Origin of the sequence: Streptomyces sp. 1331.2 (assembly GCF_900199205.1) — a bacterium.
Lineage (GTDB): Bacteria > Actinomycetota > Actinomycetes > Streptomycetales > Streptomycetaceae > Kitasatospora.
Map to the genome: position 1 here is coordinate 6,740,528 of NZ_OBMJ01000001.1, position 21,408 is coordinate 6,761,935.

A 21,408-nucleotide genomic window follows, 5' to 3' on the forward strand; every position below is an offset into this window, starting at 1 on the left:
GACATCGCAACGGCTCCGTGGCGCTGCCCCGTTCGGGCAGCGCCACGGAGCCGTTTCCCGTGCCGGCTACCCCTCGACGGTGGCCTCGACCGGCACCGTCGGCGGGTGGAACGGCCCCCAGGTGAAGGCGGGCAGCCACGGCTCCGGGGCGGCGCTCCAGGCCAGTTCGGCGATCTGGGCGAGCGAGCGCCGGCCGGTGAGCGAGCGGAGCAGGTCGTGGCGGTGACCGCGCAGGACGGCGGCCGGCTCGCCGTCGCCGGCCGTCCAGGCGGCGCCCGGCGCCTCGATGCGCAGAGCGGGAAGTCCGTGCGTGCGCACCGCGTTGGCGAAGCCCCGGACGACCAGGTCAAGCGAGGAGGGGTAGGACGCGTGGTCCCTGACCACCGGCACCCCGAGCGCGCCGCGCAGGTCGAGCTCATGGGTGAACGCGTCCATCATCAGCATCGTGTGCCGCAACTGCGGTGCCGTGGTGACCACGTGCTCCACCCGGACGTCCAGCTGCGACCACTCGGCGAGCAGGCCGCCGAGGCCGCCACCGAGGCCGTCACCGACGCCGTCGGCGGAGTCGGCGGCGGGCTCGGCGTGCGGGACCTCCCACAGGTTGCCGGGCGCGTCGGCGGCCACCGTCCGGCAGACCTCCACCAGGTGGCCGACCACGTCCCGGACCGTCCACCCCGGACAGGCCGGAACGGGCACGCCGGCCACGTCGGGCCGGTCCTCCAGCAAGCCGGTGATGTTCTCCCGGGAGCCGCGGTAGGCGAGATGGTCGGGCGCCCGCTCCCAGAGCGACCCGGGCGCTGCCTCGACGTGCGGCCGATGCGTAGTCATCTGAGCTCTCCTTCGGTTGGACGGGTCGGACGGCCCTGCCGGGAGACGGACCGACGCCGCCGGGCCCCGGGCCGTACGGGCCGGTCCCATTCTGGTGCCGGGCCTGCGGGCGGCGGTCCGCGAGACCGCGGGCGCAGCACGTCCGAAGATGCCCGACGGGCGGAGGTTTTTGAAGACGGCCCAGGCCCGGCCCGGTCACGCCCGGGGACAGGTCCCAGGACGGCAACCGCGGAGATGCGGGCCGTGACGGCGCCTCACGACCATGGAGGGACCGTCATCCGGGACTTGAGGCAGGGGAGTGATCGTGCCGACGACCTTCGGATCGCTGCGCAGGCTGGTACTGACACCGTCACTGGCATCGGTGACCTTCGCCGGGCGCGGATTCCCGGCGGAGCCGACGGAGACCACCGAGCGGCTGGAGGCGGTGCCCCGGGCGGTGGTCTGCGGCTTCGAGTGGGGCATCGACGCGCGGAGCCAGTGGGAGGTCGAGCGCCGGCTGGCCCTGGTCGACCCCGAACAGCGCGGATTCGCCTACGAGGGCGCCACGATGGCCTTCACCGTCCTGGACGCGATGGGCCGGGGCCGGCGCACCCGGGACCTGCTGACCGGGTCCGGGCAACCGCACATCTTCCTGGCGTACATCGGCATCGGCTTCGCCATGGCGCGGCTGCCGCGCCCGCTGTGGACCAAAGTGCTGCCGGACCTGACCGGCACGCCGTACCACCCGACGATGAGCTGGCTGGCGGTCGACGGGTACGGCTTCGACCTCGCCTACTTCCACACCCGCCGCTGGGTGGACGAGCAGCGCCGGCCGAAGCCGTACCCGTGGCAGGGCGCCCCCGAGTACTTCCGGCGGGCGGTCGACCAGGGCATCGGCCGGGCGCTGTGGTTCATCCACGGCGGCGCGCCGCGGCAGGTCGCCGCCGCGGTGCGCCGGTTCGCCGCGGACCGGCAGGCCGACCTGTGGGGCGGCGTGGGGCTGGCCTCGACCTTCGCGGGCGGCAGCCCGGCCGAGGGCCTGGGCGTGCTCTGCGAGGAGGCCGGCCCGTACCGGGCGGAGCTCGCCCAGGGGTCGGTGTTCGCCTCCAAGGCGCGCGCCTACGCCGGTTTCGTGCCCGGGCACACCGAGGCGGCCTCGACGGCGCTGACCGGCCTGTCGGTCGAGGCGGCCGCGAAGCTGGCGGACGAGTGCGCGCCGGAAGCCGCCGGCCCGGCCGGCGCCGGCTCCGGTGGGCTGCCGCCGTACGAACTGTGGCGGGCGAACGTGCGGGCGCACTTCCGCGACACCGGGGACCTGCTCCGGCCCGCACCGCGCCCGGTGGCCCAAGGGGCCCAGGCGGCCCCGGTGGCGAAACCGGTCCAGAACGCCGCACCGCGCCCGGCGCCACCGGTGAAGCGGCCGCGGCCGGAGAAGTGACCGCGGCCGAGAAATGACCGCGACCGGAGGAGTTCCGGGCCGGACCGGTCCGAAGACCTCCGCGGGACGGATCGGCCGTCCCGCGCAAACCCGAGAGGAGAATCGCGTGGCCAGCGGATGGCGGTCGCTCCGACGTCGTGTGCTCACCCCGAGCACGACCGAAACGCTCCTGGAAACCCGTGGTTTCCACCGGAAGAACCCCGAAGCCCAGCACCTCCTGGAGACGGTCGGCGCACGGTTCCTGGAGGGCTACGCCCACGCCGTGGAGGCCCGGTACCCGGCGGACGCGGAGATCCCGCTGGACCGGATCCCGGTCCAGTTCCGCGGCTTCGCCTACGAGGGCGCCGGCATGGGCTTCGCCATGCTGGACGGGCTGAGGCTGAACCGCCGCGGCGGCTCGGTGGCCCGCTTCCTCAACGGCGGGGGCGCCGAGCACAACTACATGGTGTACGTCGGCGTCGGCTGGGCGATGGCCCGGCTGCCGCGGTTCTGCTGGCCCGACATCGACGCGATGGACCCGCTGCTGCGCTGGCTGGTGCTCGACGGGTACGGCTTCCACCAGGCGTACTTCCGCACCGCCAAGTACGTCCACGAGCAGTACCGGGACCAGGCCTTCCCCTGGCCGGCCCATGACACCCCGTCGTACACCGGCCGCGCGATCGACCAGGGCATCGGCCGGGCGCTGTGGTTCGTCGGCGGCACCGACGTCGACCTGATCGCCACCATGATCGAGAAGTTCCCGGAGTCCCGGCGGTCCGACCTCTACGGCGGGGCCGGCCTGGCGGCCACCTACGCCGGCGGTGTGGACGAGTCGGAGCTGTGCGCCTTCCGGGACCGGGCCGGCGCGCACCGCTCGATGGTCGCGCAGGGCAGCGCGTTCGCGGCCGAGGCCAGGATCCGCTCCGGACTGCTGATCCCGCACACCGAGCTGGCCACCCGGGTCTTCTGCGGCATGCCGCCCGCCGAGGCGGCCGCCGTCACCCACGAGGTGCGGCCGACCGGGTTCGCGCCGGCCGGCGCGCTGCCCGCCTACGAGGTGTGGCGCCAGGCCATCGCCGAGCGCTTCACCGCCGTCGGGGGGTGCTAGCCGTGGCCGCGAACCGCCGGGTGCCGCCGGGCCCGCCGCGCCGGGCCGCCCCGGTGCTGCTGCGCCGGCTGGTGGGGGACCGCCTGGAACTGATGCGCTCCGCCGCGGCGGAGTACGGCGACGCGGTCCGGATCTCCATGGGCCCCAAGACGCTCTACTTCTTCAACCACCCCGACCATGCCAAGCACGTGCTGGCGGACAACGCCGCCAACTACCACAAGGGCATCGGCCTGGCCCAGGCCCGACGGGCGCTCGGCAACGGCCTGTTGACCAGCGAGGGCGAGCTCTGGCGCAAGCAGCGCCGGGAGATCCAGCCGGTCTTCCAGCACAAGCGGATCTCCCAGCAGGCGGGCGTCGTCGCCGAGGAGGCGGCCAAGCTGGTCGGGCGGCTGCGGGCGCACGAGGGCGGCGGACCGGTCGACGTGGTCGGCGAGATGACGGCGCTCACCCTCGGCGTGCTCGGCCGCACGCTGCTCGACGTCGACCTCAGCGCCTTCGAGGCCGTCGGGCACGACTTCGAGGCCGTCCAGGACCAGGCGATGTTCGACATGGTCACCATGGGCATGGTGCCCGGCTGGGTGCCGCTCGCCAAGCAGCTCCGGTTCCGGCAGGCCCGGCAGTCCCTGCAGGGCGTGGTCGACCGGCTGGTGGCGGAGCGGATCTCCCGCGACGGCGAGCGGATCGAGGGCGACGACGCGCTGTCCCGGCTGATCGTCGCCACCCGGCAGGAGCCCGACCAGCGGGTCGGCCGGCAGCGGATGCGCGACGAACTGGTCACGCTGCTGCTGGCCGGCCACGAGACCACGGCGAGCACCCTCGGCTGGACCTTCTACCTGGCCGACCGTCACCCCGAGGTGGCGGAGCGGCTGCACGCCGAGGCGGTCGAGGTGCTGGGCGACCGGATGCCCGAGTTCGAGGACCTGCACCGGCTGCGCTACACGGCGCGGGTGGTGGAAGAGGTCATCCGGCTCTACCCGCCGGTGTGGATCCTGCCGCGGCAGGCCCAGGCCGAGGACGAGGTGGGCGGGTACCACGTGCCGGCCGGCGCCGACGTCCTGATCTGCCCGTACACCCTGCACCGGCACCCCCGGTTCTGGGACGCACCCGAGCAGTTCGACCCGGAGCGCTTCGATCCGGACCGGGCCACGGACCGGCCGCGCTACGCCTACATCCCGTTCGGGGCGGGGCCGCGCTTCTGCGTCGGCAACCACCTCGGGCTGCTGGAGGCCACGTTCACCATCGCCATGGTCGCCCGGGACCTCCGGCTGGCCAAGGTGCCCGGGTACCGGGTGGTGGCCGAGCCGATGTTGTCGCTGCGGGTGCGCGGTGGCCTGCCGATGACCGTGCACTCCCGCTGACGGCCGGTCCGAAGGACCCTCCCCACGAGCAGAGCCCCCGCGGTGGACGTCGCGGGGGCTCTGGGCCGTCGCCGGGTCACGCGCTGTCGGTGACCGCGGTCCGCTCGCTGAGCGCGATCGTCCGCGCGTCGAGCAGGGCCAGCAGGACGGGCGGGTCGAGGACGCGGGCGGGGCGCAGCCGCAGTTCGATCGGCAGCAGCGGCACGGTCGGCCGTACCTCGATCGGTCCGACCGATCCGACCGAGACCGCGTGGTCACCCGTCAGCACCTCGTCGAAGGCGGCCGGGACGGAGTGGGCCAGCAGGTACCAGGTGCCGGCCGGCACCTGGTCGAGTAAGAAGACCCCGGGGCGGGGGAGGACGGTACAGGCGGCGGGTTTGCCCTCCGGCACCCGGGTCGGGAACAGGCCGACGAAGACCCGGCCGAGGGCTCCGCCGGCCGGGGGCCGGATCTCGCCCCGGAAGGTGGAGAGTTCGGTGCTGCGGACCAGGCCGCGGAGGTCGACTTCGATCCGGGTGGTGTAACCCCCGAGCTGACGGAAGACGGTGGGAGGGATGCCGACGCTGCTGGCGAAGCGCGAGCTGAAAGTCCCGACGCTGTTGTATCCGACCCGGTGGCTGATCTCGGTCACCGTGAACGAGGTTTCGACCAGGAGGCGTTTGGCGGTTTCCAGGCGGATGGCGGAGAGAAACCGCCGCGGGGACACCCCGGTCATCCGCTGGAATTCCCGGGAGAAGTGGAATTTGCTGTACATGGCGGCCTGCGCCATATCGTCGATCGTCAACAGTTCGCCGATGTTGTCGTGCATGGTCTCGATGGCCCGGGTCACGGCTTGCTCGATGGCAGTTGTCATGACTGACTCCAGCTTCTCTGTTGCACCTGCGGATGAACAGAAATTCCACCTTGCGATGATCGGAAACGATCGGAAACGAAGGTCGCGGCCGTACGTCCAGGCCGGTGGTCAGAAGTGCCAGGGCGAGCGAAGGGAGGTACCCACCCTTCGGAAAGGCGAAGCTGAAATGTGTCGCCGCCATAGCAAGTGACGACCGTAGCAGCAGGAGCATGTCACCCGCAATGGTCTGGTGGCACGTGCCGTTGGCATGCCCGGTGAAGAGATACCCGGGGATTCGCGTTTGAACGGCCCTCGAAGGCGCTCAGCAACACAGGAGATGCAGAGGAGGGCGCATTACGCGGACGATGCCAAAGTCGTGCATGCGAATCGTGGTCGGCCGATCTGCCGGACCCGATTTTCGACGAGTAGCTAGGAGACGCCGATGGGCTCACCTACCCCCGATGGAAACGAATACCGGACCATGACGCTGGAAGCGTTCGCGGACACGATCGTTCCGGGTGAGAAACGCTCCCCCGACGACCGGGCCGTGGCCGGCGCCTCGACCGGAGGCGGCGCCGTGCAGGCAGGCGCCATCGAGCTGCTGGAGACACCCGCGACCGGCCTGTCGAACGCCCTGGACGACTACCAGCAGGCGCTGAACGCCCACGCCGGCGCGTACGCCGCCGAGCACGGCCTGCGCCTCGACGACTCGGTGCCGCCGTTCGTCGCCCTGCCGTTCGCGGACCGCACCAGCCTGGTGCAGTCCCTGACCGGGACCGGCCACCAGGAGCGCGAACTCTGGGTGCTGCTGGCGCTGTTCGCCAACATGGCCTTCGACACCGCCGCGCACCTGCACACCACGGACGCGCTCGCGGCAGGCCACCCGGGCCTGACCATGATGGGGTTCATGCAGCCGGGCGACGACGGCCTGTGGCGGTTCCCCGAGTACTCGTACGGCAAGCAGCTGGCCGATCCCCACCCGGGCACCACCTCCTCAGGGAGCCCCGAATGACGAACACCGAGAGCACCGACGTCCTGATCGTGGGCAGTGGCTTCGGCGGCGCGATCGCGGCCTACCACCTGGCGGCCGGCGGCGCGCGGGTCACCGTGCTGGAGCGCGGCCCGTGGCTGGAGGCCAACGACTTCGAGCACGACTTCCTGCTCGGCTCCTCGTACACCCGGATCTTCGACTTCGTGGTCGGCGACGGCATGAGCCTGCTGGGCGGGAACTGCGTCGGCGGCGGCAGCGTGGTGTACTTCGCCGCCATGCCGCGCGCGCCGCGGTTCGTCTTCGACCGCCGGGGCAGCATCGGCCGGCGGATGTGGCCGGCGGCCATCGACCGGGACGTCCTCGACCCGTGGTACGACCGGGTGGTCGAGGCGCTGCCCATCACCCAGCAGGACTGGAACGACGTCACCTACGCGGGCGGCCTGTTCGCCGCCGCCTGCGAGCACGCCGGACGCACCGCCAACCCCGTCCCGGCCGCCATCGACCGGGCGAAGTGCACCAACTGCAACTGGATGATGTCCGGTTGCCGGTTCGACGCCAAGCGCTCGCTGCTGCTGAACTACCTGCCCGCGGCCCTCGCGCACGGTGCCGAGATCCGGCCGCTGCACGAGGTGCAGCACCTCTCCCGCACGGACGGCGGCGGCTACCGGGTGCACTACAACGTCATCGACGACACCGACTACCGGGTGCACGTGGGCAGCGGCACCATCGACGCGAAGATCGTCGTGCTCGCCGCCGGCGCCGGGGCCACCCCGGTGATCCTCCAGCGCTCCGAGGCGACTCTGGGCACCATGCCGCACGCCGTCGGCCGCTACTTCTCCGGCAACGGCGAGCGCCTCAACACGGCCGTGGTGAACGAGGACCGGGCCCGGGACCTGCTGGGGCTCAAGCGTGGCGACGGCCGGGCGTTCCGGGCCAACCAGATCGGCAAGGGCCCGGTCGTGGCGAGTTGGGACAACCTCGACGGCTCGCTGCCGGAGCACTCCCGGTTCTCGCTGGAACAGCTCTACTTCCCCCCGGGGTTCGGCACCATCCTGGCGCAGGTGCCCGACGCCACCGGCCCCAGCTGGTTCGGCGTGGAGAAGAAGGAACTCGTCCGGCAGTGGCAGTCCTGGCTGACCGTCTTCACCATGGTCGAGGACGACAACGAGGGCGTCTTCGGCCCGCCGCCGCCCACCGGCAACGCGGCGCGCATCTCCCAGCAGATGCTCGGGCGCGGCACGATCAGCTACCGGCCGACGGCCAACACCCTGCGCGGCTGGGCCGAGTCGGACGCCGTGGTGAAGGACATCCTGGAGCGTGACGGGCTGGCCCGCGTCATGCCCTGGACCAACGACCTGGTGGGCGCGTACACCGTGCACCCGCTGGCCTCCTGCCGGATCGGCGACGACCCGCAGACCTCGGCGCTGGACGACCGGCAGGAACTCCGCAACCACCCGGGCATCTTCGTCACCGACGGCTCCGCCGTCCCGGGGGCACTCACCGTCAACCCCGCGCTGACCATCTCCGCGCTCGCCGAACGCGCCATCCCCGGCATCGTGCGCGCCGCCCAGGAACGCGGCGTCGACGTCCGGTACGGCGCGCCCTCGCCGGACGGCGGAACCAGCGGCCGGCGCGGGGTGCAGGCGCAACTGCCCGGCCTGATGCGCCGGTAGGGGCAGCTCATGACGACAACGCTGTTGCGGCCCGCGCTGCGCCGGGCGCTGGCGCAGATCCGCCGGGTCGCCCCGCCCCGGCCGGCCGGGGCGGGGAAGGAGGTGGCCGGCGTCTTCGCCGAGGCCGAGCGGGAGTTCGGCATGCTCCCGCCGCCGATCGCCCTGCACGCGGCCGCGCCCGAGGTGCTGGCCGCCTCCTGGGTGATGCTGCGGGAGACGCTGGTCGCCGGCGGGCGGGTCGACCGGGCGACCAAGGAGGCGGTGGCCGCCGCCGTCTCGGCCGCCAACTCCTGCCCGTACTGCGTGCAGGTGCACGGTGCGACGCTGGCCGCGCTGCTGCCCGGGGCGGCCGGGTCCGCCCCGGGCCGTCCGGGGGCCAGGGCAGGGGCCGGTGCGGAGGCCGAGGCGACGGCCGCCGGGGTGGCCGACTGGCTCCGGGGGGCCGGGGGCGCGCGCTTCCCCGCGCAGGCGGCTCCCGAACTGGTCGGGGTGGCGGTCACCTTCCACTACCTGAACCGCATGGTCAACCTGTTCCTCGCGGAGAGCCCGGTGCCGCCCGGGCTCCCGCCGGCCGCGCGCTCGGCGGCGCTGGCCGTGCTCGGCCGGCTGATGCGCAGGGCCGCGCGCGGCGCCCCGCCGGCCGGCACCTCGCTCGACCTGCTGCCGTCCGCGCCCCTGCCCGGGGACCTGCGCTGGGCGGCGGGCACCCCGAGCGTCGCGGGCGCCTTCGCACGGGCGGCCGCCGCGGTCGACGCGGCGGGGGCCCGTGCGGTGCCGGAGGGCGTCCGGGCCCTGGTGACGGCCGAACTGGCCGGGTGGAGCGGTGAGGCGCCCGGACTGGGCCGCGCCTGGGTGGAGGAGGCCGTCTCGGCCCTGCCCGAGGAACAGCGTGCGGCGGGCCGGCTGGCCCTGCTGACCGCCAAGGCCTCGTACCAGGTCGACGACCGTCTCGTCGCCGAGTTCCGGCACGGGCGGCCCGGCGACACCGCACTGATCGAGCTCACCTCCTGGGCCGCCCTGACGGCGGCTCGGGAGCTGGGCTCCCGGCTCGCCGAGCGCGTGACCACGGCCGGCCACAGCTGAGCAGGTAGTCGCCCGCACACCCGAGGCTCCCGCCACCGGCGGGAGCCTCGGCGCGTTCCCGGCCGCACGGACCGTGCCGATCGCACCGATCGCACCGACCGTTCCGGCCGGGAACGCTTTATTCGGCATTTAATCACGGCGTTATCGAATAACGACGTTATCGAATAACAGCGTGATGAAATCACACCGTTATGTCAAAACCGCGGCCCCGGCCGAGCGCAAAGCAAACTCGGAGAAGACTTCCGGACGTGCCTCGATGCACCCTTGACCAGTGCAGGTCTGTCGAGTCGGCGAAGAGATTCGACGTCAATTCATCTCCACGGGCGGTGAATACATGAGCAGTGAGCGGATCGCTATCGTGGGAATCGGCCTCCGATACCCGGATGCCAATTCGGCGAGCGAACTGTGGGAGAACGTCCTGAGCGGCCGGAGGGCCTTCCGGAGGCTACCGGACGAGCGGATGAACCAGGCGGACTACTGGTCCGCGGACCGTGGCGCACCCGACCGCCACTACACGACGAAGGCCGCCGTCCTGCGGGACTACGCGTTCGACCGGATCAAGTACAGCGTCGCCGGAAGCACCTACCGGGCGACCGACCTGACCCACTGGCTGGCCCTCGACGTGGCCGACGAGGCACTCGCCGACGCCGGATTCCCGGACGGTTCGGGACTGCCCCACCAGTCCACCGGCGTCGTGGTCGGAAACAGCCTCACCGGGGAATTCTCGCGGGCCAACATCATGCGGCTGCGGTGGCCCTACGTCCGCCGCACGGTGGCCGCCGCACTGGCCGGCCGGGGCTGGTCCCCGGAGGAGGCCGCGACGTTCCTGACGGAACTGGAGCCCCAGTACAAGTCCGCCTTCCCGCCCATCGACGAGGACTCGCTGGCCGGCGGCCTGGCCAACACCATCGCCGGCCGGATCTGCAACCACTTCGACCTGCGCGGCGGCGGGTACACGGTCGACGGCGCCTGCTCCTCCTCCCTGCTGTCCGTGGTCACGGCCGCGAAGGCGCTGGCCGACGGCGAGCTGGACGTGGCCCTGGCCGGCGGGGTGGACCTGTCCATCGACCCCTTCGAGGTGATCGGCTTCGCCAAGACCGGCGCGCTGGCCACCGGCGAGATGAAGGTCTACGACAAGGACTCCAACGGCTTCTGGCCCGGCGAGGGCTCCGGCATGCTGGTGCTGATGCGCGAACAGGACGCGCTGGCCCAGGGGCGGCGGATCTACGCGAGCATCAGCGGCTGGGGCGTCTCCTCGGACGGCAAGGGCGGCATCACCCGCCCCGAGGCGGGCGGCCACCGGCTCGCCCTGGCCCGCGCCTACGGGCGGGCGGGCTACGGCGTCGAGACCGTCTCGTACTTCGAGGGCCACGGCACCGGTACGGCCCTCGGCGACGCGACCGAGATCGAGGCGCTGTCCTCCGCCCGCCGCAACGCCGACCCGACGGCCGCCCCGGCCGCGCTCGGCACCATCAAGGGCAACTTCGGGCACACCAAGGCCGCGGCCGGCGTCGCCGGGCTGATCAAGGCCGCCCTCGCCGTGCACCACCAGGTGATCCCCCCGGCGACCGGCCACGTCGACCCGCACCCCGGCCTGCTCGGCGACACGGCCACCATGTACGTGCCCCGCCAGGCGGAGCTCTGGCCGGCCGACCAGCCGGTCCGGGCCGGGGTGTCGGCCATGGGCTTCGGCGGGATCAACACCCACGTCACCGTCGCCCAGGCGCCCGGCGCCACCCGCCGCGAGGCGCTGGACGAGCGCACCACCCGGCTGGTCGCAGGCCGCCAGGACGCCGAACTCCTGCTGCTGGACGCCGCGGACCCGGCCGCGCTGCGGGCCGAGCTGACCCGGCTGCTCGACCTGGTGCCCAAGCTGGCCCAGGCCGAACTGGCCGACCTGGCCGGGACCTTGGCCGACCGGCTCACCGCAGGCCCGGTCCGCGCCGCCGCCGTCGCGAGCTCCCCGGAGGACGCCGCCCGCGCCCTCGAAAAGCTGCTCGCCCTGCTCGACTCCGGGGCCCGGGAGGCCTTCTCGGCCGGCGAGGGCATCTTCCTCGCCCGGGCCAGGACCGCCCCCCGGATCGTCTACCTCTTCCCGGGCCAGGGCTCCGGCCGCGGCGCCGTCGGCGCCATCCGGCGCCGCTTCGCCACCGCCGAGGACGTCTTCCGCGCCTTCCCGCTGCCCACCGGCGGCGACCAGGTCGCCACCCAGGTGGCCCAACCGCGCATCGTCACCGGCTCGCTGGCCGCCCTGCGGGTACTGGACGGCCTCGGCATCCGGGCCGACGCCGCCGTCGGCCACAGCCTGGGCGAACTGACCGCGCTGCACTGGGCCGGCGCGATGGACGAGGAACAGGTGGTGCGCCTCGCGACGATCCGCGGCCGGGTGATGGCCAGCGCCAGCCACGGCGGCGGCGCGATGGCGGGCCTGGCGGCGACCCCGGAGCGCACCGCCGAACTGTCCGCCGGACAGGACGTGGTGATCGCCGGCTACAACGGGCCCCGGCAGACCGTGATATCCGGCCCCGCCGAGGCGGTGGACGAGGTCTGCCGCCGAGCCGCGGCCGAGGGCGTCCCGGCGACCCGCCTGAACGTCTCGCACGCCTTCCACTCTCCGCTGGTCGAGCCGGCCGCGGTCGCGATGGCGGCCGAACTGGCGGCCTTCGAGCTGAGCGAGCCGGTCCGTCCGATGGCCTCCACGGTCACCGGCCGCCTCCTCGACCCCGGTACCGACCTGCGCGAGCTGCTGCGCCAACAGGTCCTGCTCCCGGTCCGCTTCCACGAGGCCGCCGGTGCGGTCGCCGCCGACGCCGACCTGCTGGTCGAGGTCGGGCCGGGCCGGGTCCTCTCCGGCCTGCTGGCGGAGGTCGCACCCGGCGCCACCACCCTGGCGGTCGACACCGACAGCGCCTCGATCGGCGCGCTGCTCCGGATCGTCGGCGCCGCGTACGTGCTCGGCGCGCCGGTCCGCACCGCCGCGCTGTTCGAGGACCGCCTGGTCCGCCCGCTGCCGGCGGACGGGGTGATGACCTTCCTGGCCAACCCCTGCGAGGCAGCTCCGGCCATCGGCGCGGACCTGCTGCCGCCACAGGACGGACACCGCCGGGCCGACGGCCCCGGCCAGGACGAGCAGTCCGTACGGCCCGCACCCGCCTTCGCGTCCGGGCCCGCGTCCGCGGACACCGCCACCGAGGCCGCCGACACCCTGGAACTGCTGCGCCGGCTCGCCGCCGAACGGGTCGAGCTGCCGCTGGACTCCGTCACCGCGCAGACCCACCCGATGGACGACCTGCACCTGAGCTCCATCACCATCGGCCAGATCGTCAACGACGTCGCCCGGGCGCTCGGCCGCCCCGTGCTCGCCGCCACGCCCAACTACGCCACCGTGCGCCTGGGCGAGATCGCCGAACTGATCGACCAGCTGGCGGACACCGCGCAGGAGGGCGCCGCCCCAGCCGGCGAGGTCCCCGGGGTCGCCCCCTGGGTGCGGGCCTTCGCCGTCGAGCACCTGGACGCCGCGCTCCCGGCCCGGCCGCAGCCCGCGCCCGGGACCACCGACGGCGACTGGACGGTGCACAGCACCCCCGGCCACCCGCTGGCCGAACCGCTGCGCGCCGCCCTCGCCCAGGCGGGGATCGGCTCCGGCGTGCTGCTCTGCCTCCCGGCCGAGTGCGGCCCGCAGGACACCGAGCTCTTCCTGACCGCCGGGCGGGCAGCCCTGGCCGGCCCCGCCGGCACCCGGCTGGTCGTGGTCCAACACCGGCTCGGGGCGAGCGGGTTGGCCAAGACCCTGCACCTGGAGCACCCGTCGGTGCCGACCACGGTGGTCGAACTGCCCGACACCGCCCCCGAGGGAGCGGCCCGCGACGAGGCGGTGGCCCGGGTGGTCGCCGAGGCGGCCGCCACGGCCGGCTTCGCGGAGGTCCGCTACCAGCAGGACGGCCGCCGCACCGTCCCGGTGCTGCGCCCCCTGCAGCCCCGCCCGGCCCCGGCCGGCGCCTCCCCGCTCGACACCGGGGACGTCCTGCTGGTCACCGGCGGCGGCAAGGGCATCACCGCCGAGTGCGCCCTGGCGATCGCCGAGGACTCCGGCGCGAGCCTGGCCCTGATCGGCCGCGCCGACCCGGCCGACGACCGCGAACTCGCCGACAACCTCGCCCGGATGGACGCCGCCGGCCTGCGCTACCGCTACGCCCGGGCCGACGTCACCTCGCCCGAGCAGGTCGCCGCCGCGGTGCGCATGCTGGAGGGCGAGCTCGGCCCGGTCACCGCCGTCCTGCACGGCGCCGGCCGCAACGAGCCGGCCGCCCTGGACGCCCTGACCGCCGAGGACTTCCGGCGGACCCTGGCGCCCAAGACCGCGGGCCTGGAGGCCGTGCTGGCAGCCGTCGAACCGGACCGCCTGAAGCTGCTGATCACCTTCGGCTCGATCATCGGCCGGGCCGGCCTGCGCGGCGAGGCGCACTACGCGACCGCCAACGACTGGATGACCGAACTGACCGTCCGCTTCCAGCAGCAGCACCCGAACGCCCGCGCCCTCGCCCTGGAGTGGTCGGTCTGGTCCGGCGCCGGAATGGGCGAACGGCTCGGTGTGGTCGAGGCGTTGATCCGCGAAGGCATCACGCCGATCTCCACCGAGAACGGCATCCAGGTGCTCCGCGACGTCCTCGCCGACCCCACGGCCGGGCCCGTCCTGGTGGTCAGCGGCCGTGCCGGCGGCCTGCCCACCCTCACCACCGCCCAGCGGGAACTGCCACTGACCCGGTTCGTGGAGCGCGTCGTCGCACATCACCCGGACATCGAGCTGATCACCGAGGCCGAACTGACCGAGGGCGGCGACCCGTACCTCAGCGACCACCGGCTCCAGGACGACCTGCTCTTCCCGGCCGTGATCGGCATGGAGGCGATGGCCCAGGTCGCCGCCGCGGTGAGTGGGCACCAGGGCCCGCCGCTGCTGGAGGACGTCGAGTTCCGCCGCCCCGTCGTGGTGCGTCCCGGCGGCTCGACCACCATCCGGATCGCGGCGCTGGTCCGCAGCCCCGAGACGGTGGACGTGGTGCTGCGCAGCGAGGACACCGACTTCGCCGCCGACCACTTCCGGGCCACGCTGCGCTACCCCCGGCCCGAACTGCCCGGCACCCCGGTGCCGGCCGGCTTCGGCCTGCCGCCGGTGCAGGTGGACCCGGTGACGGAGCTGTACGGCAGCGTGCTCTTCCAGGGCAAGCGGTTCCAGCGCCTGCTGGAGTACCGGCGGGCCAGTGCCCGGCACGCGCTCGCGGAGATCTCCACCACCGCCCAGACGCCGTGGTTCGCCGCCTTCCTGCCGCAGGACCAGCTGCTCGCCGACCCCGGCACCCGGGACGCGATGATGCACGCCATCCAGTGCTGCGTGCCGGACGCCACGCTGCTGCCGGAGAGCATCGAACGGCTCTGGCTGGCCGACCGGGCCGACCAGGACGCCGAGTACGTGGTGCTCGACGCCCGGGAACGCTCGCAGGACGGGGACCGCTACGTCTACGACCTCGACGTGCGCACCCCCTCCGGAACCGTGGTCGAGCGCTGGGAGGGTCTGACCCTGGTCGCCGTCCGCAAGCGCGACGGGGCCGGCCCCTGGGTGCCCGCGATGCTCGGCTCGTACCTGGAGCGCAGCCTGGAGCGGGTGCTGGGCGGCAGCCGCGCGGTGGTGGTCGAACCCGCCACCGAACCCGCCGTGGAGGCCGCGGTGGAGTCCGCCGGCGCGCTCGGTGACCGCCGGACCCGCACCCGGACGGCCGTCGCCCGGGCCCTGGGCCGCCCGGTCGAGCTGCGCCACCGCCCGGACGGCAAGCCCGAACTCGCCGGTGCGCCCGGACGCGAGGGCTGGACGGTCTCGGCCTCGCACGGCGCCGGGATGACCATGGCGGTGGTGGGCCGCGGACGGCTCGCCTGCGACCTCGAAACCGTCCTGGAGCGCAGCGCCGAGGACTGGCAGGCGCTGCTCGGCAGCGGCCAACTCCCGCTGCGGGACCTGCTGGTGACCGAGGCGGCCGACACCCCGGCGGTGGCCGGCACCAGGGTCTGGAGCGCGCTGGAGTGCTTGCGCAAGGCCGGCGCGACCAGCCAGGCGCTGACCCTGGACCGCGCCCACCCGGACGGCTGGGTCGTCCTGTCCGCCGGTGACGCGACCGTCGCCACCTGGGTGACCACCGTCAACGACCGGACGGAGCCGGTGGTCTTCGCGGCGCTCGTCGGGAAGGAGAACTGATGTCGGCCTACTACGAGATCCGCCACACCGTGGGCTTCGAGGAGACCAACCTCGTCGGCAACGTCTACTACGTGAACTACCTGCGCTGGCAGGGGCGTTGCCGGGAGATGTTCCTCAAGGAGAAGGCGCCGGGGGTGCTCGCCGAGCTGCAGGACGACCTGAAGCTGTTCACCCTCAAGGTGGAGTGCGACTTCATCGCCGAGATCACCTCCTTCGCCGAACTGTCCGTCCGGATGCGGCTGGAGGAGCTGACCCAGACCCAGATCCAGTTCCGCTTCGACTACCTGCGCATCGACGGAGGGCAGGAGAGCCTGATCGCCCGCGGCCGGCAGCGGATCGCGTGCATGCGCGGGCCGAACTCGGCGACCGTCCCGGCCCGGGTACCCGAGGAACTGCGCCTGGCCCTGGCGCCGTACGCCGACGACCCGGCGACCGTCCGGTCCCTGGCGGCGGGGAGGGCGCAGTGATCGAGAACGGCAGGGCCCTGGTCAACACCCAGCCGCCGGCCCCGACGCCGACGGCCACCGAGCACATCACCGTCCTCCCGGGCACCCTGCGCGAGACGATGGCCCGGTTCGCCACCGGCATCACCGTGCTGACCACGGGCGGCGAGTACGTCCACGGGATGACCGCCAACGCGTTCACCTCGGTGTCGCTGGAACCGCCACTGGTGCTGTGCTGCGTGGCCCGAAGCGCGACCATGCACCAGGCGATCACGGCGACCCGCTCCTTCGCGGTGTCCGTGCTCGCGGACGAACAGGAGCCGCTGGCACGGTACTTCGCGAACAAGAGCAGGCCGCGCGGCGCCGGCCAGTTCGACAGCGTCGACTGGCAGCCCGGCCCGTTCACCGGCGCCCCGCTGCTCACCGGCTCGCTCGCCTGGCTGGAGTGCAAGCTCGCCGAACAGTACGACGGCGGCGACCACTCCATCTTCCTGGGCGAGGTGCTCGCCTCGGTCTGGGCCGAGAACCGGCAGGCGCTGCTGTTCTACGGCGGCGCCTTCCACCGGGGCGTCGGCGGCGCCGGCGGGGCGAGCGCCGGCCGGGCGAGGGGGTGACCCGATGCTGGTGAGCGTGACCGGCGGCACCGGGTTCGTCGGCATCCACTCGGTCGCGGAGACGGTCCGCCGCGGACACCGGGTGCGGATGCTGGTCCGCGACCCGGCCGCCGCCGAACGGGCCCTCGGCCTGCTGGAGGTGGACCGGGGGAGCGTCGACCTGGTCGTCGGGGACGTCATCGACGAGGGCGACGCGGCCCGCGCCGTACGCGGCGCCGACGCCGTGCTGCACGCTGCGGGCGTGTACTCCTTCGACAGCCGGCAGTACGCGGCGATGCGCCGGACCAACGAACGGGGAACCGAGGTGGTGCTGGCCGCCGCCCGGCGGTCCGGCGCCGGCCGGATCGTCCACGTCTCCAGCATCGTCGCCCTGTTGCCCTCCGGGGGGCGCCCGCTCGCGGAGCACTCCCCGGTCGGCCGCCCCCGGGATCCGTACATGGCGACCAAGGCCGGCGCCGAGCGCATCGCCCGCCGCCACCAGCGCGAGGGCGCGCCCGTGGTGATCAGCTACCCGCCCGCGCTGCTCGGCCCGCAGGACCCGCGGGAGGGCGACCAGAACACCCGGCTGCGCAACACGCTGCGCGGGCTGATGCCGATCTGGCCGCTCGGCGGCTACCCGGTCGGCGACGTCCGCGACACCGCGCGCCTGCACGGCCACCTGCTGACCGCGCCGAGCACGGCCCCGGACCGGCACTTCGGCCCCGGCTTCCACCTGGAGACCCGGCAGTACCTGCGGATCCTGCGGGAGGTCACCGGGCGGCGGCTGCCCGCGGCCTTCCTGCCGGCCCGCGCCATGCTGCCGGTGGGCGCGCTGGTCTCCCTGGTCCAGCGCGGCTGGCCCTGGCACATCCCCGCGGAGTTCGGCGCCGTCTACACCTGTGCCTGGGCGGCGCCGGTGGACCCGGCCGCGAGCACCGGCGGGCTGACGCCGAGGCCGACCGCCGAGACCATGGCCGACACGGTGCGCTGGCTGCACCGACAGGGGCGGCTGACCGACCGCCAGGCCGGGCTCCTCGCGGGGGAGAAGGGGGAGTAACAGACCGGCGGTCCCGGTGTGCGGGCGGAGCGCACACCGGGGCCGCCTTCACGCGCGTGGTCAGCCGGTGGACTCCATGGCCCACTCGGCGTCGTGCAGGAACGCCGGCAGAGCGTCGGAGAATCCGGGACCGAACTTCTGGCAGTTGTACCAGCCGGTGTCGGCGCAGATGATCCAGTCCTGATTCGTGTTGTTGACCACGGAGGCCGCGTGGCCACCGACCGTGACCCCGTAACCGGAGCCGTTGCCCCAGTTCCGGAACTGGTAGTTGCCGAGATTGCCGTAGCTGCCGGGGGACCAGTGCTCGAAGGAACCCCAGCCGAACTGCGGCGAGTTGAAGTACAGGCAGAGGCTCCCCGAGGGGCACGCCTCGGCGCCGCCCGGCCCCGCGGCGTACGCCGAACCCGTCATCCCGCAGAGCGTGGCCACTGCGGCCGCCGCCACGATGCCGGCGGCGATCTTCCGATTCACGCGATTCTCCGTCCCGTCGTCAGTTGTACATCGACCACTCGGCGTTGTAGAGCCCGTTCGGCAGGACACCCGCGTAGCCGGGGCCGATGTAGCCCACGACCGACCCGTGGCCCCACGTGCCGTTGTAGATGGTGAGTTGGTTCCCGGTGTTGTTGACCACCGACGCGGCGTGGCCGCCGACGCTGACCCCGTAGCCGGAGCCGTTGCCCCAGTTGCTGAAGGTGAACTCGCCGAGGTCGCCGTACCCGCCCGGGCTCCAGTGCTCGAAGGCACCCCAGCCGTACTGCGGGGAGTTGTAGTACAGACAGATGCTCCCGCTGGGGCAGGCCTCGGAACCCCCGGGCCCGGCGGCGTACGCCGAGTTCGTCGTCACGCCGAGCGTGGCGGCCACGGCCGCCGCGACGATCCCGATCGATGCGATGCGTTTCATCGGTCCTCCCGGTGCGTGAGGGCCCCGGACCGGCCGGGGCGACTTGGCCGGACCCATGCTTCACAGCCGCCACCGTGGTGACCAGGCAGAAGGCACTGGCAGAAAATCCGGCAGTTTCGCCCGAAGCCGCCATGTGCTGTACTCGTCAATCGGCGGAGTGGAGATCACACGGGGGGTGTGGTGGACGCGGCAGAGCTCGCGGCGGCGCTACGGGACCGACGCATCGAGGCGGGACTGACACAGGAACAGCTCGCCGAGCGGTCCGGGCTGAGCGTGCGGGCGATCGGGGACCTGGAACGCGGGAAGGTCGCCCGGCCCCACCGGAAGTCCATCCGGCTGCTCGCCGAGGCGCTGGGCCTGGACGACGAGGGCCGCAGAAGCCTGATGTGCCTGGCCGGTCGCGAACCCCCGCCCCCGGTCGCGAATCCCCGCCCCCCGGGCCGGCCGAGCCTGCGGGCCCGGACGGCGACCCCGTGCGGCCCGCCGCCGCACCGCCCCCCGGCCGGCGGGCGACGCTCGTGGCCGTCCTCGCCACCGCGATCGCCTTCCTGGCGACCGTCCTCGCCGCGTACCTGTTGGTGATCGCCGACCGGCACCGGACGGACGGTGTGAACCGTGCGTGGGGAGCCTTCCGGATCCATCGGTGAGGTGGCGAACGGATGGTGTCGGTCAGTCGGTCAGTCGGTCAGTCGGTCAGTCGGTCAGTCGGTCAGTCGGTCAGTCGGTCAGTCGGGTCCTTCGGTCTCCTCGGCGACTTCGGCGATGAGCAGGGCGACGTCGTCCTCGTCGTCCCGGTGCCGCAGGTCGGTCAGCAGCCGGTCGGCGGTGGCCTCCAGGGGCAGGGGCGGGCCGGAGAGGAGGGCGAGGAGGTGGTCCAGGCGGGCGTCGATGGGCTGGTCGCGGGTCTCCACGAGGCCGTCGGTGTACAGCAGCAGGCGGTCGCCGGTGCGCAGGTCGAGCTCGGTGGTGCGGAAGGCGGTGTCGCCGATCCCCAGGGGTGTGCCGGTCGGCAGGTCGAGCAGTTCGGGCGGGCCGGTGGGCCGCAGGTGGACGGGGGGCAGGTGGCCGGCGAGGGCGATGCGGCACTGTTGCCGGTGCGGGTCGAAGACGGCGTAGACGCAGGTGGCGATCACGTCGTCGAGGTCGGCGGTGGTGCGGTCGAGGTGCCGCAGCACCTGGGCCGGGTCGAGGTCGAGGCCGGTCAGGGTGCTGGTGGCGGTGCGCAGCCGGCCCATGGTGGCGGCGGCGTTGATGCCGTGGCCCATGACGTCCCCGACGACCAGCGCGGTCCGGTCGCCGCCGAGCGGGATGGCGTCGAACCAGTCGCCCCCGGCCTCGGAGGCGGCGGCCGCCGGCTGGTAGCGGTAGGCGAGCTCCAGACCGGCGGCGTGCGGTGGCGGGCGGGGGAGCAGGTGGCGCTGGAGGGTGAGGGCGGTGTTGCGCTGGCTCTGGTACCAGCGGGCGTTGTCGATGCAGACGGCGGCGCGGGCGGCCAGCTCGCCGGCCAGGACCACGTCGTCCTCGTCGAACGGCAGCGGGTTGTCGGTGCGCTTGAGGTCCAGGGCGCCCAGCACCTCGCCGCGGGCGATCAGCGGTACGGCCAGGTAGGAGTGCAGGCCGGCCTCGGCGAGGAGGGCGGCACCCGCCTCGTCGCGGGCGATCCGCGGCAGGGCCTGCTCGCGGACGCGGGCGACGAGCACCGGGCGGCCGGTCCGGACGCTCCGGGTGACCAGGCGGTCGGCGTCGTACTTGGCGATCTCCCCGGGTGGGTCGGCGGCCTGGACGGCGGCGCCGGGGCGGGTGGCCCGGACGGCCAGGGCGCGGAAGGTCGCCGGGCCGGTGCCGGGCCCGGCGCTGGTGCGCGGTTCCAGGACGGAGTCGAGGACGTCCACGGCGGCGACGTCCGCGAGCTCCGGGACGACGAGGTCGGCCAGCTCCCGGGCGGTCCGGTCGAGGTCGAGGGTGGTGCCGATCCGGGTCGAGGCCTCGGCGATGAGGACCAGCCGCCGCCTGGTCTTGGCGGCCTCGGTCGCCGCGAGGTGGCTCTCGGTGACGTCCAGGACGGAGGTCGCCAGGCCGATCACCCGTCCGGCCGGGTCGTCCAGGCGGTAGTAGGACACCAGCCAGGCGTGGTCGTGGTCCGGGTCGGCGGGTGTGCGGCCGGTCGTGTAGTGGTCGAGCCGGGGCGTACCGGTGGCCAGGACCCGGCGCATCACGGCCTCGACGTCGTCCGCGTCGAGGAAGGGCAGGGTCTCCCGGACGGTGCGGCCGAGGTGGTGCGCGGCCGGCAGCCCGTTGATGCGCTCCAGCGCCGGGTTGACCAGGACGAACCGCAGCTGCGGGTCGAAGACGGCCAGCCCGATCGGGGACTGGGCGACCAGCCGTACGGACAGGGCCAGATCGCGTTCGACGCCGCGCAGCACGCCCATGTCGGTGGCGAGTCCCAGGGCGTAGAGGCCGCCGTGCGCGTCCTGCAGACGCATGTTGCGGAACTCGATCAGCCGGGTGCTGCCGTCCTTGTGCCGTACCGGGAAGACCCCGGCCCACGGCCCGGCACCGCCCATGACCTTCGCGAACAGTTCGAGGACCTGGTCGACGTGCTCCTCGCGCACCAGCAGCTTCGCCGCGTACCGGCCCAGCGCCTCCTCGGGGCTCCACCCGAACAGGTCCTGCGCCTGCGGGCTCCACAGGACGATCCGCCCGTCGGCGTCCAGCACCGCCGCGGCGACACCGAGCAGATCCAGCAGCCCGCCGGGCCCGGACGGCGTCAGCGGCGCACCGGAGGAAGCATCGGAGGAAGCAGTCATGCTCGGCCTCCTTCTGCCGGGCGCGGGCGGCGCAGCCGCTCCCGAGCCGGTGTGGCGGGTTGCCTCCTATCCTCCCCCCACACCCGCCCACCCG

The 21,408-nt window shown here is 73.7% G+C and carries 16 protein-coding genes and 1 pseudogene; 12 read left to right on the forward strand and 5 right to left on the reverse strand.

Annotated elements, in window-relative coordinates:
- Nucleotides 1–66 precede the first annotated feature (66 nt).
- Complete coding sequence (locus tag CRP52_RS29265) at nucleotides 67–828, reverse strand: maleylpyruvate isomerase family mycothiol-dependent enzyme (RefSeq protein ID WP_179852960.1); 762 nt, start codon at nucleotides 826–828, stop codon at nucleotides 67–69.
- Between the two features lie 304 nt (nucleotides 829–1,132).
- Here CRP52_RS29265 and CRP52_RS29270 point away from each other — a divergent pair, with 304 nt between their 5' ends.
- The 3 genes from CRP52_RS29270 (at nucleotide 1,133) to CRP52_RS29280 (ending at nucleotide 4,690) form a co-directional block, all read left to right on the forward strand.
- Nucleotides 1,133–2,245, forward strand: a complete 1,113-nt coding sequence (locus CRP52_RS29270) for a DUF1702 family protein (protein WP_097240427.1) — start codon at nucleotides 1,133–1,135, stop codon at nucleotides 2,243–2,245.
- Between the two features lie 106 nt (nucleotides 2,246–2,351).
- Nucleotides 2,352–3,332: a DUF1702 family protein gene (locus CRP52_RS29275; RefSeq protein WP_257032908.1), complete on the forward strand. Its 981-nt coding sequence runs from the start codon at nucleotides 2,352–2,354 to the stop codon at nucleotides 3,330–3,332.
- A 92-nt stretch (nucleotides 3,333–3,424) separates the two neighbouring features.
- Nucleotides 3,425–4,690: a cytochrome P450 gene (locus tag CRP52_RS29280; protein ID WP_373560576.1), complete on the forward strand. Its 1,266-nt coding sequence runs from the start codon at nucleotides 3,425–3,427 to the stop codon at nucleotides 4,688–4,690.
- A 76-nt stretch (nucleotides 4,691–4,766) separates the two neighbouring features.
- Here CRP52_RS29280 and CRP52_RS29285 read toward each other — a convergent pair whose 3' ends face one another.
- Entirely contained in the window at nucleotides 4,767–5,543 is a 777-nt protein-coding gene (locus CRP52_RS29285) for a helix-turn-helix transcriptional regulator (RefSeq protein ID WP_257032909.1), read from the reverse strand.
- 421 nt (nucleotides 5,544–5,964) lie between these two features.
- Here CRP52_RS29285 and CRP52_RS29290 point away from each other — a divergent pair, with 421 nt between their 5' ends.
- The 7 genes from CRP52_RS29290 (at nucleotide 5,965) to CRP52_RS29320 (ending at nucleotide 17,606) form a co-directional block, all read left to right on the forward strand.
- Nucleotides 5,965–6,534: a DUF5987 family protein gene (locus tag CRP52_RS29290; protein WP_097239134.1), complete on the forward strand. Its 570-nt coding sequence runs from the start codon at nucleotides 5,965–5,967 to the stop codon at nucleotides 6,532–6,534.
- On the forward strand, nucleotides 6,531–8,186 hold the full coding sequence (locus tag CRP52_RS29295; RefSeq protein WP_097239135.1) for an FAD-dependent oxidoreductase: 1,656 nt from the start codon (nucleotides 6,531–6,533) through the stop codon (nucleotides 8,184–8,186). The genes CRP52_RS29290 and CRP52_RS29295 overlap by 4 nt, the downstream gene beginning before the upstream one ends.
- Nucleotides 8,187–8,195: 9 nt before the next feature.
- Complete coding sequence (locus CRP52_RS29300) at nucleotides 8,196–9,269, forward strand: carboxymuconolactone decarboxylase family protein (protein ID WP_097239136.1); 1,074 nt, start codon at nucleotides 8,196–8,198, stop codon at nucleotides 9,267–9,269.
- A 334-nt stretch (nucleotides 9,270–9,603) separates the two neighbouring features.
- The gene (locus CRP52_RS29305; RefSeq protein ID WP_097239137.1) at nucleotides 9,604–15,513 is read left to right on the forward strand and encodes a type I polyketide synthase; all 5,910 of its coding nucleotides are present in this window, start codon (nucleotides 9,604–9,606) and stop codon (nucleotides 15,511–15,513) included.
- Complete coding sequence (locus CRP52_RS29310; RefSeq protein ID WP_097239138.1) at nucleotides 15,513–15,980, forward strand: acyl-CoA thioesterase; 468 nt, start codon at nucleotides 15,513–15,515, stop codon at nucleotides 15,978–15,980. The genes CRP52_RS29305 and CRP52_RS29310 overlap by 1 nt, the downstream gene beginning before the upstream one ends.
- Nucleotides 15,977–16,570 (forward strand): flavin reductase family protein, encoded by a 594-nt coding sequence (locus tag CRP52_RS29315; protein WP_373560532.1) that lies wholly within the window; start codon nucleotides 15,977–15,979, stop codon nucleotides 16,568–16,570. The genes CRP52_RS29310 and CRP52_RS29315 overlap by 4 nt, the downstream gene beginning before the upstream one ends.
- Before the next feature lie 4 nt (nucleotides 16,571–16,574).
- The gene (locus CRP52_RS29320) at nucleotides 16,575–17,606 is read left to right on the forward strand and encodes an NAD-dependent epimerase/dehydratase family protein (RefSeq protein WP_097239139.1); all 1,032 of its coding nucleotides are present in this window, start codon (nucleotides 16,575–16,577) and stop codon (nucleotides 17,604–17,606) included.
- A gap of 60 nt (nucleotides 17,607–17,666) precedes the next feature.
- Here CRP52_RS29320 and CRP52_RS29325 read toward each other — a convergent pair whose 3' ends face one another.
- Together CRP52_RS29325 and CRP52_RS29330 are read right to left on the reverse strand one after the other, a co-directional pair.
- The gene (locus CRP52_RS29325) at nucleotides 17,667–18,077 is read right to left on the reverse strand and encodes a peptidase inhibitor family I36 protein (protein ID WP_097239140.1); all 411 of its coding nucleotides are present in this window, start codon (nucleotides 18,075–18,077) and stop codon (nucleotides 17,667–17,669) included.
- A 19-nt stretch (nucleotides 18,078–18,096) separates the two neighbouring features.
- Nucleotides 18,097–18,507 carry a peptidase inhibitor family I36 protein gene (locus CRP52_RS29330; RefSeq protein WP_097239141.1) on the reverse strand — a complete coding sequence of 137 codons (411 nt, stop codon included), beginning with the start codon at nucleotides 18,505–18,507 and terminating at the stop codon, nucleotides 18,097–18,099.
- A 180-nt stretch (nucleotides 18,508–18,687) separates the two neighbouring features.
- On the opposite strand from CRP52_RS29330, the pseudogene CRP52_RS29335 reads away from it, so the two are divergent.
- A pseudogene (locus CRP52_RS29335) lies at nucleotides 18,688–18,879 on the forward strand (helix-turn-helix transcriptional regulator); the annotation flags it as partial.
- A gap of 101 nt (nucleotides 18,880–18,980) precedes the next feature.
- Nucleotides 18,981–19,154, forward strand: coding sequence for a hypothetical protein (locus CRP52_RS38565; RefSeq protein ID WP_179852628.1), 174 nt, complete (start codon nucleotides 18,981–18,983; stop codon nucleotides 19,152–19,154).
- A 78-nt stretch (nucleotides 19,155–19,232) separates the two neighbouring features.
- On the opposite strand, the gene CRP52_RS29340 is transcribed toward CRP52_RS38565, so the two are convergent.
- Entirely contained in the window at nucleotides 19,233–21,314 is a 2,082-nt protein-coding gene (locus CRP52_RS29340) for a SpoIIE family protein phosphatase (protein ID WP_097239142.1), read from the reverse strand.
- Nucleotides 21,315–21,408 lie beyond the last annotated feature (94 nt).

Bases quoted from the DNA above. Each gene is read 5' to 3' on its own strand.
- CRP52_RS29265 (WP_179852960.1), bottom strand. From the start codon at position 828: ATGACTACGCATCGGCCGCACGTCGAGGCAGCGCCCGGGTCGCTCTGG.
- CRP52_RS29280 (WP_373560576.1), top strand. From the start codon at position 3,425: ATGCGCTCCGCCGCGGCGGAGTACGGCGACGCGGTCCGGATCTCCATG.
- CRP52_RS29285 (WP_257032909.1), bottom strand. From the start codon at position 5,543: ATGACAACTGCCATCGAGCAAGCCGTGACCCGGGCCATCGAGACCATG.
- CRP52_RS29290 (WP_097239134.1), top strand. From the start codon at position 5,965: ATGGGCTCACCTACCCCCGATGGAAACGAATACCGGACCATGACGCTG.
- CRP52_RS29295 (WP_097239135.1), top strand. From the start codon at position 6,531: ATGACGAACACCGAGAGCACCGACGTCCTGATCGTGGGCAGTGGCTTC.
- CRP52_RS29300 (WP_097239136.1), top strand. From the start codon at position 8,196: ATGACGACAACGCTGTTGCGGCCCGCGCTGCGCCGGGCGCTGGCGCAG.
- CRP52_RS29305 (WP_097239137.1), top strand. From the start codon at position 9,604: ATGAGCAGTGAGCGGATCGCTATCGTGGGAATCGGCCTCCGATACCCG.
- CRP52_RS29310 (WP_097239138.1), top strand. From the start codon at position 15,513: ATGTCGGCCTACTACGAGATCCGCCACACCGTGGGCTTCGAGGAGACC.
- CRP52_RS29320 (WP_097239139.1), top strand. From the start codon at position 16,575: ATGCTGGTGAGCGTGACCGGCGGCACCGGGTTCGTCGGCATCCACTCG.
- CRP52_RS29330 (WP_097239141.1), bottom strand. From the start codon at position 18,507: ATGAAACGCATCGCATCGATCGGGATCGTCGCGGCGGCCGTGGCCGCC.
- CRP52_RS29340 (WP_097239142.1), bottom strand. From the start codon at position 21,314: ATGACTGCTTCCTCCGATGCTTCCTCCGGTGCGCCGCTGACGCCGTCC.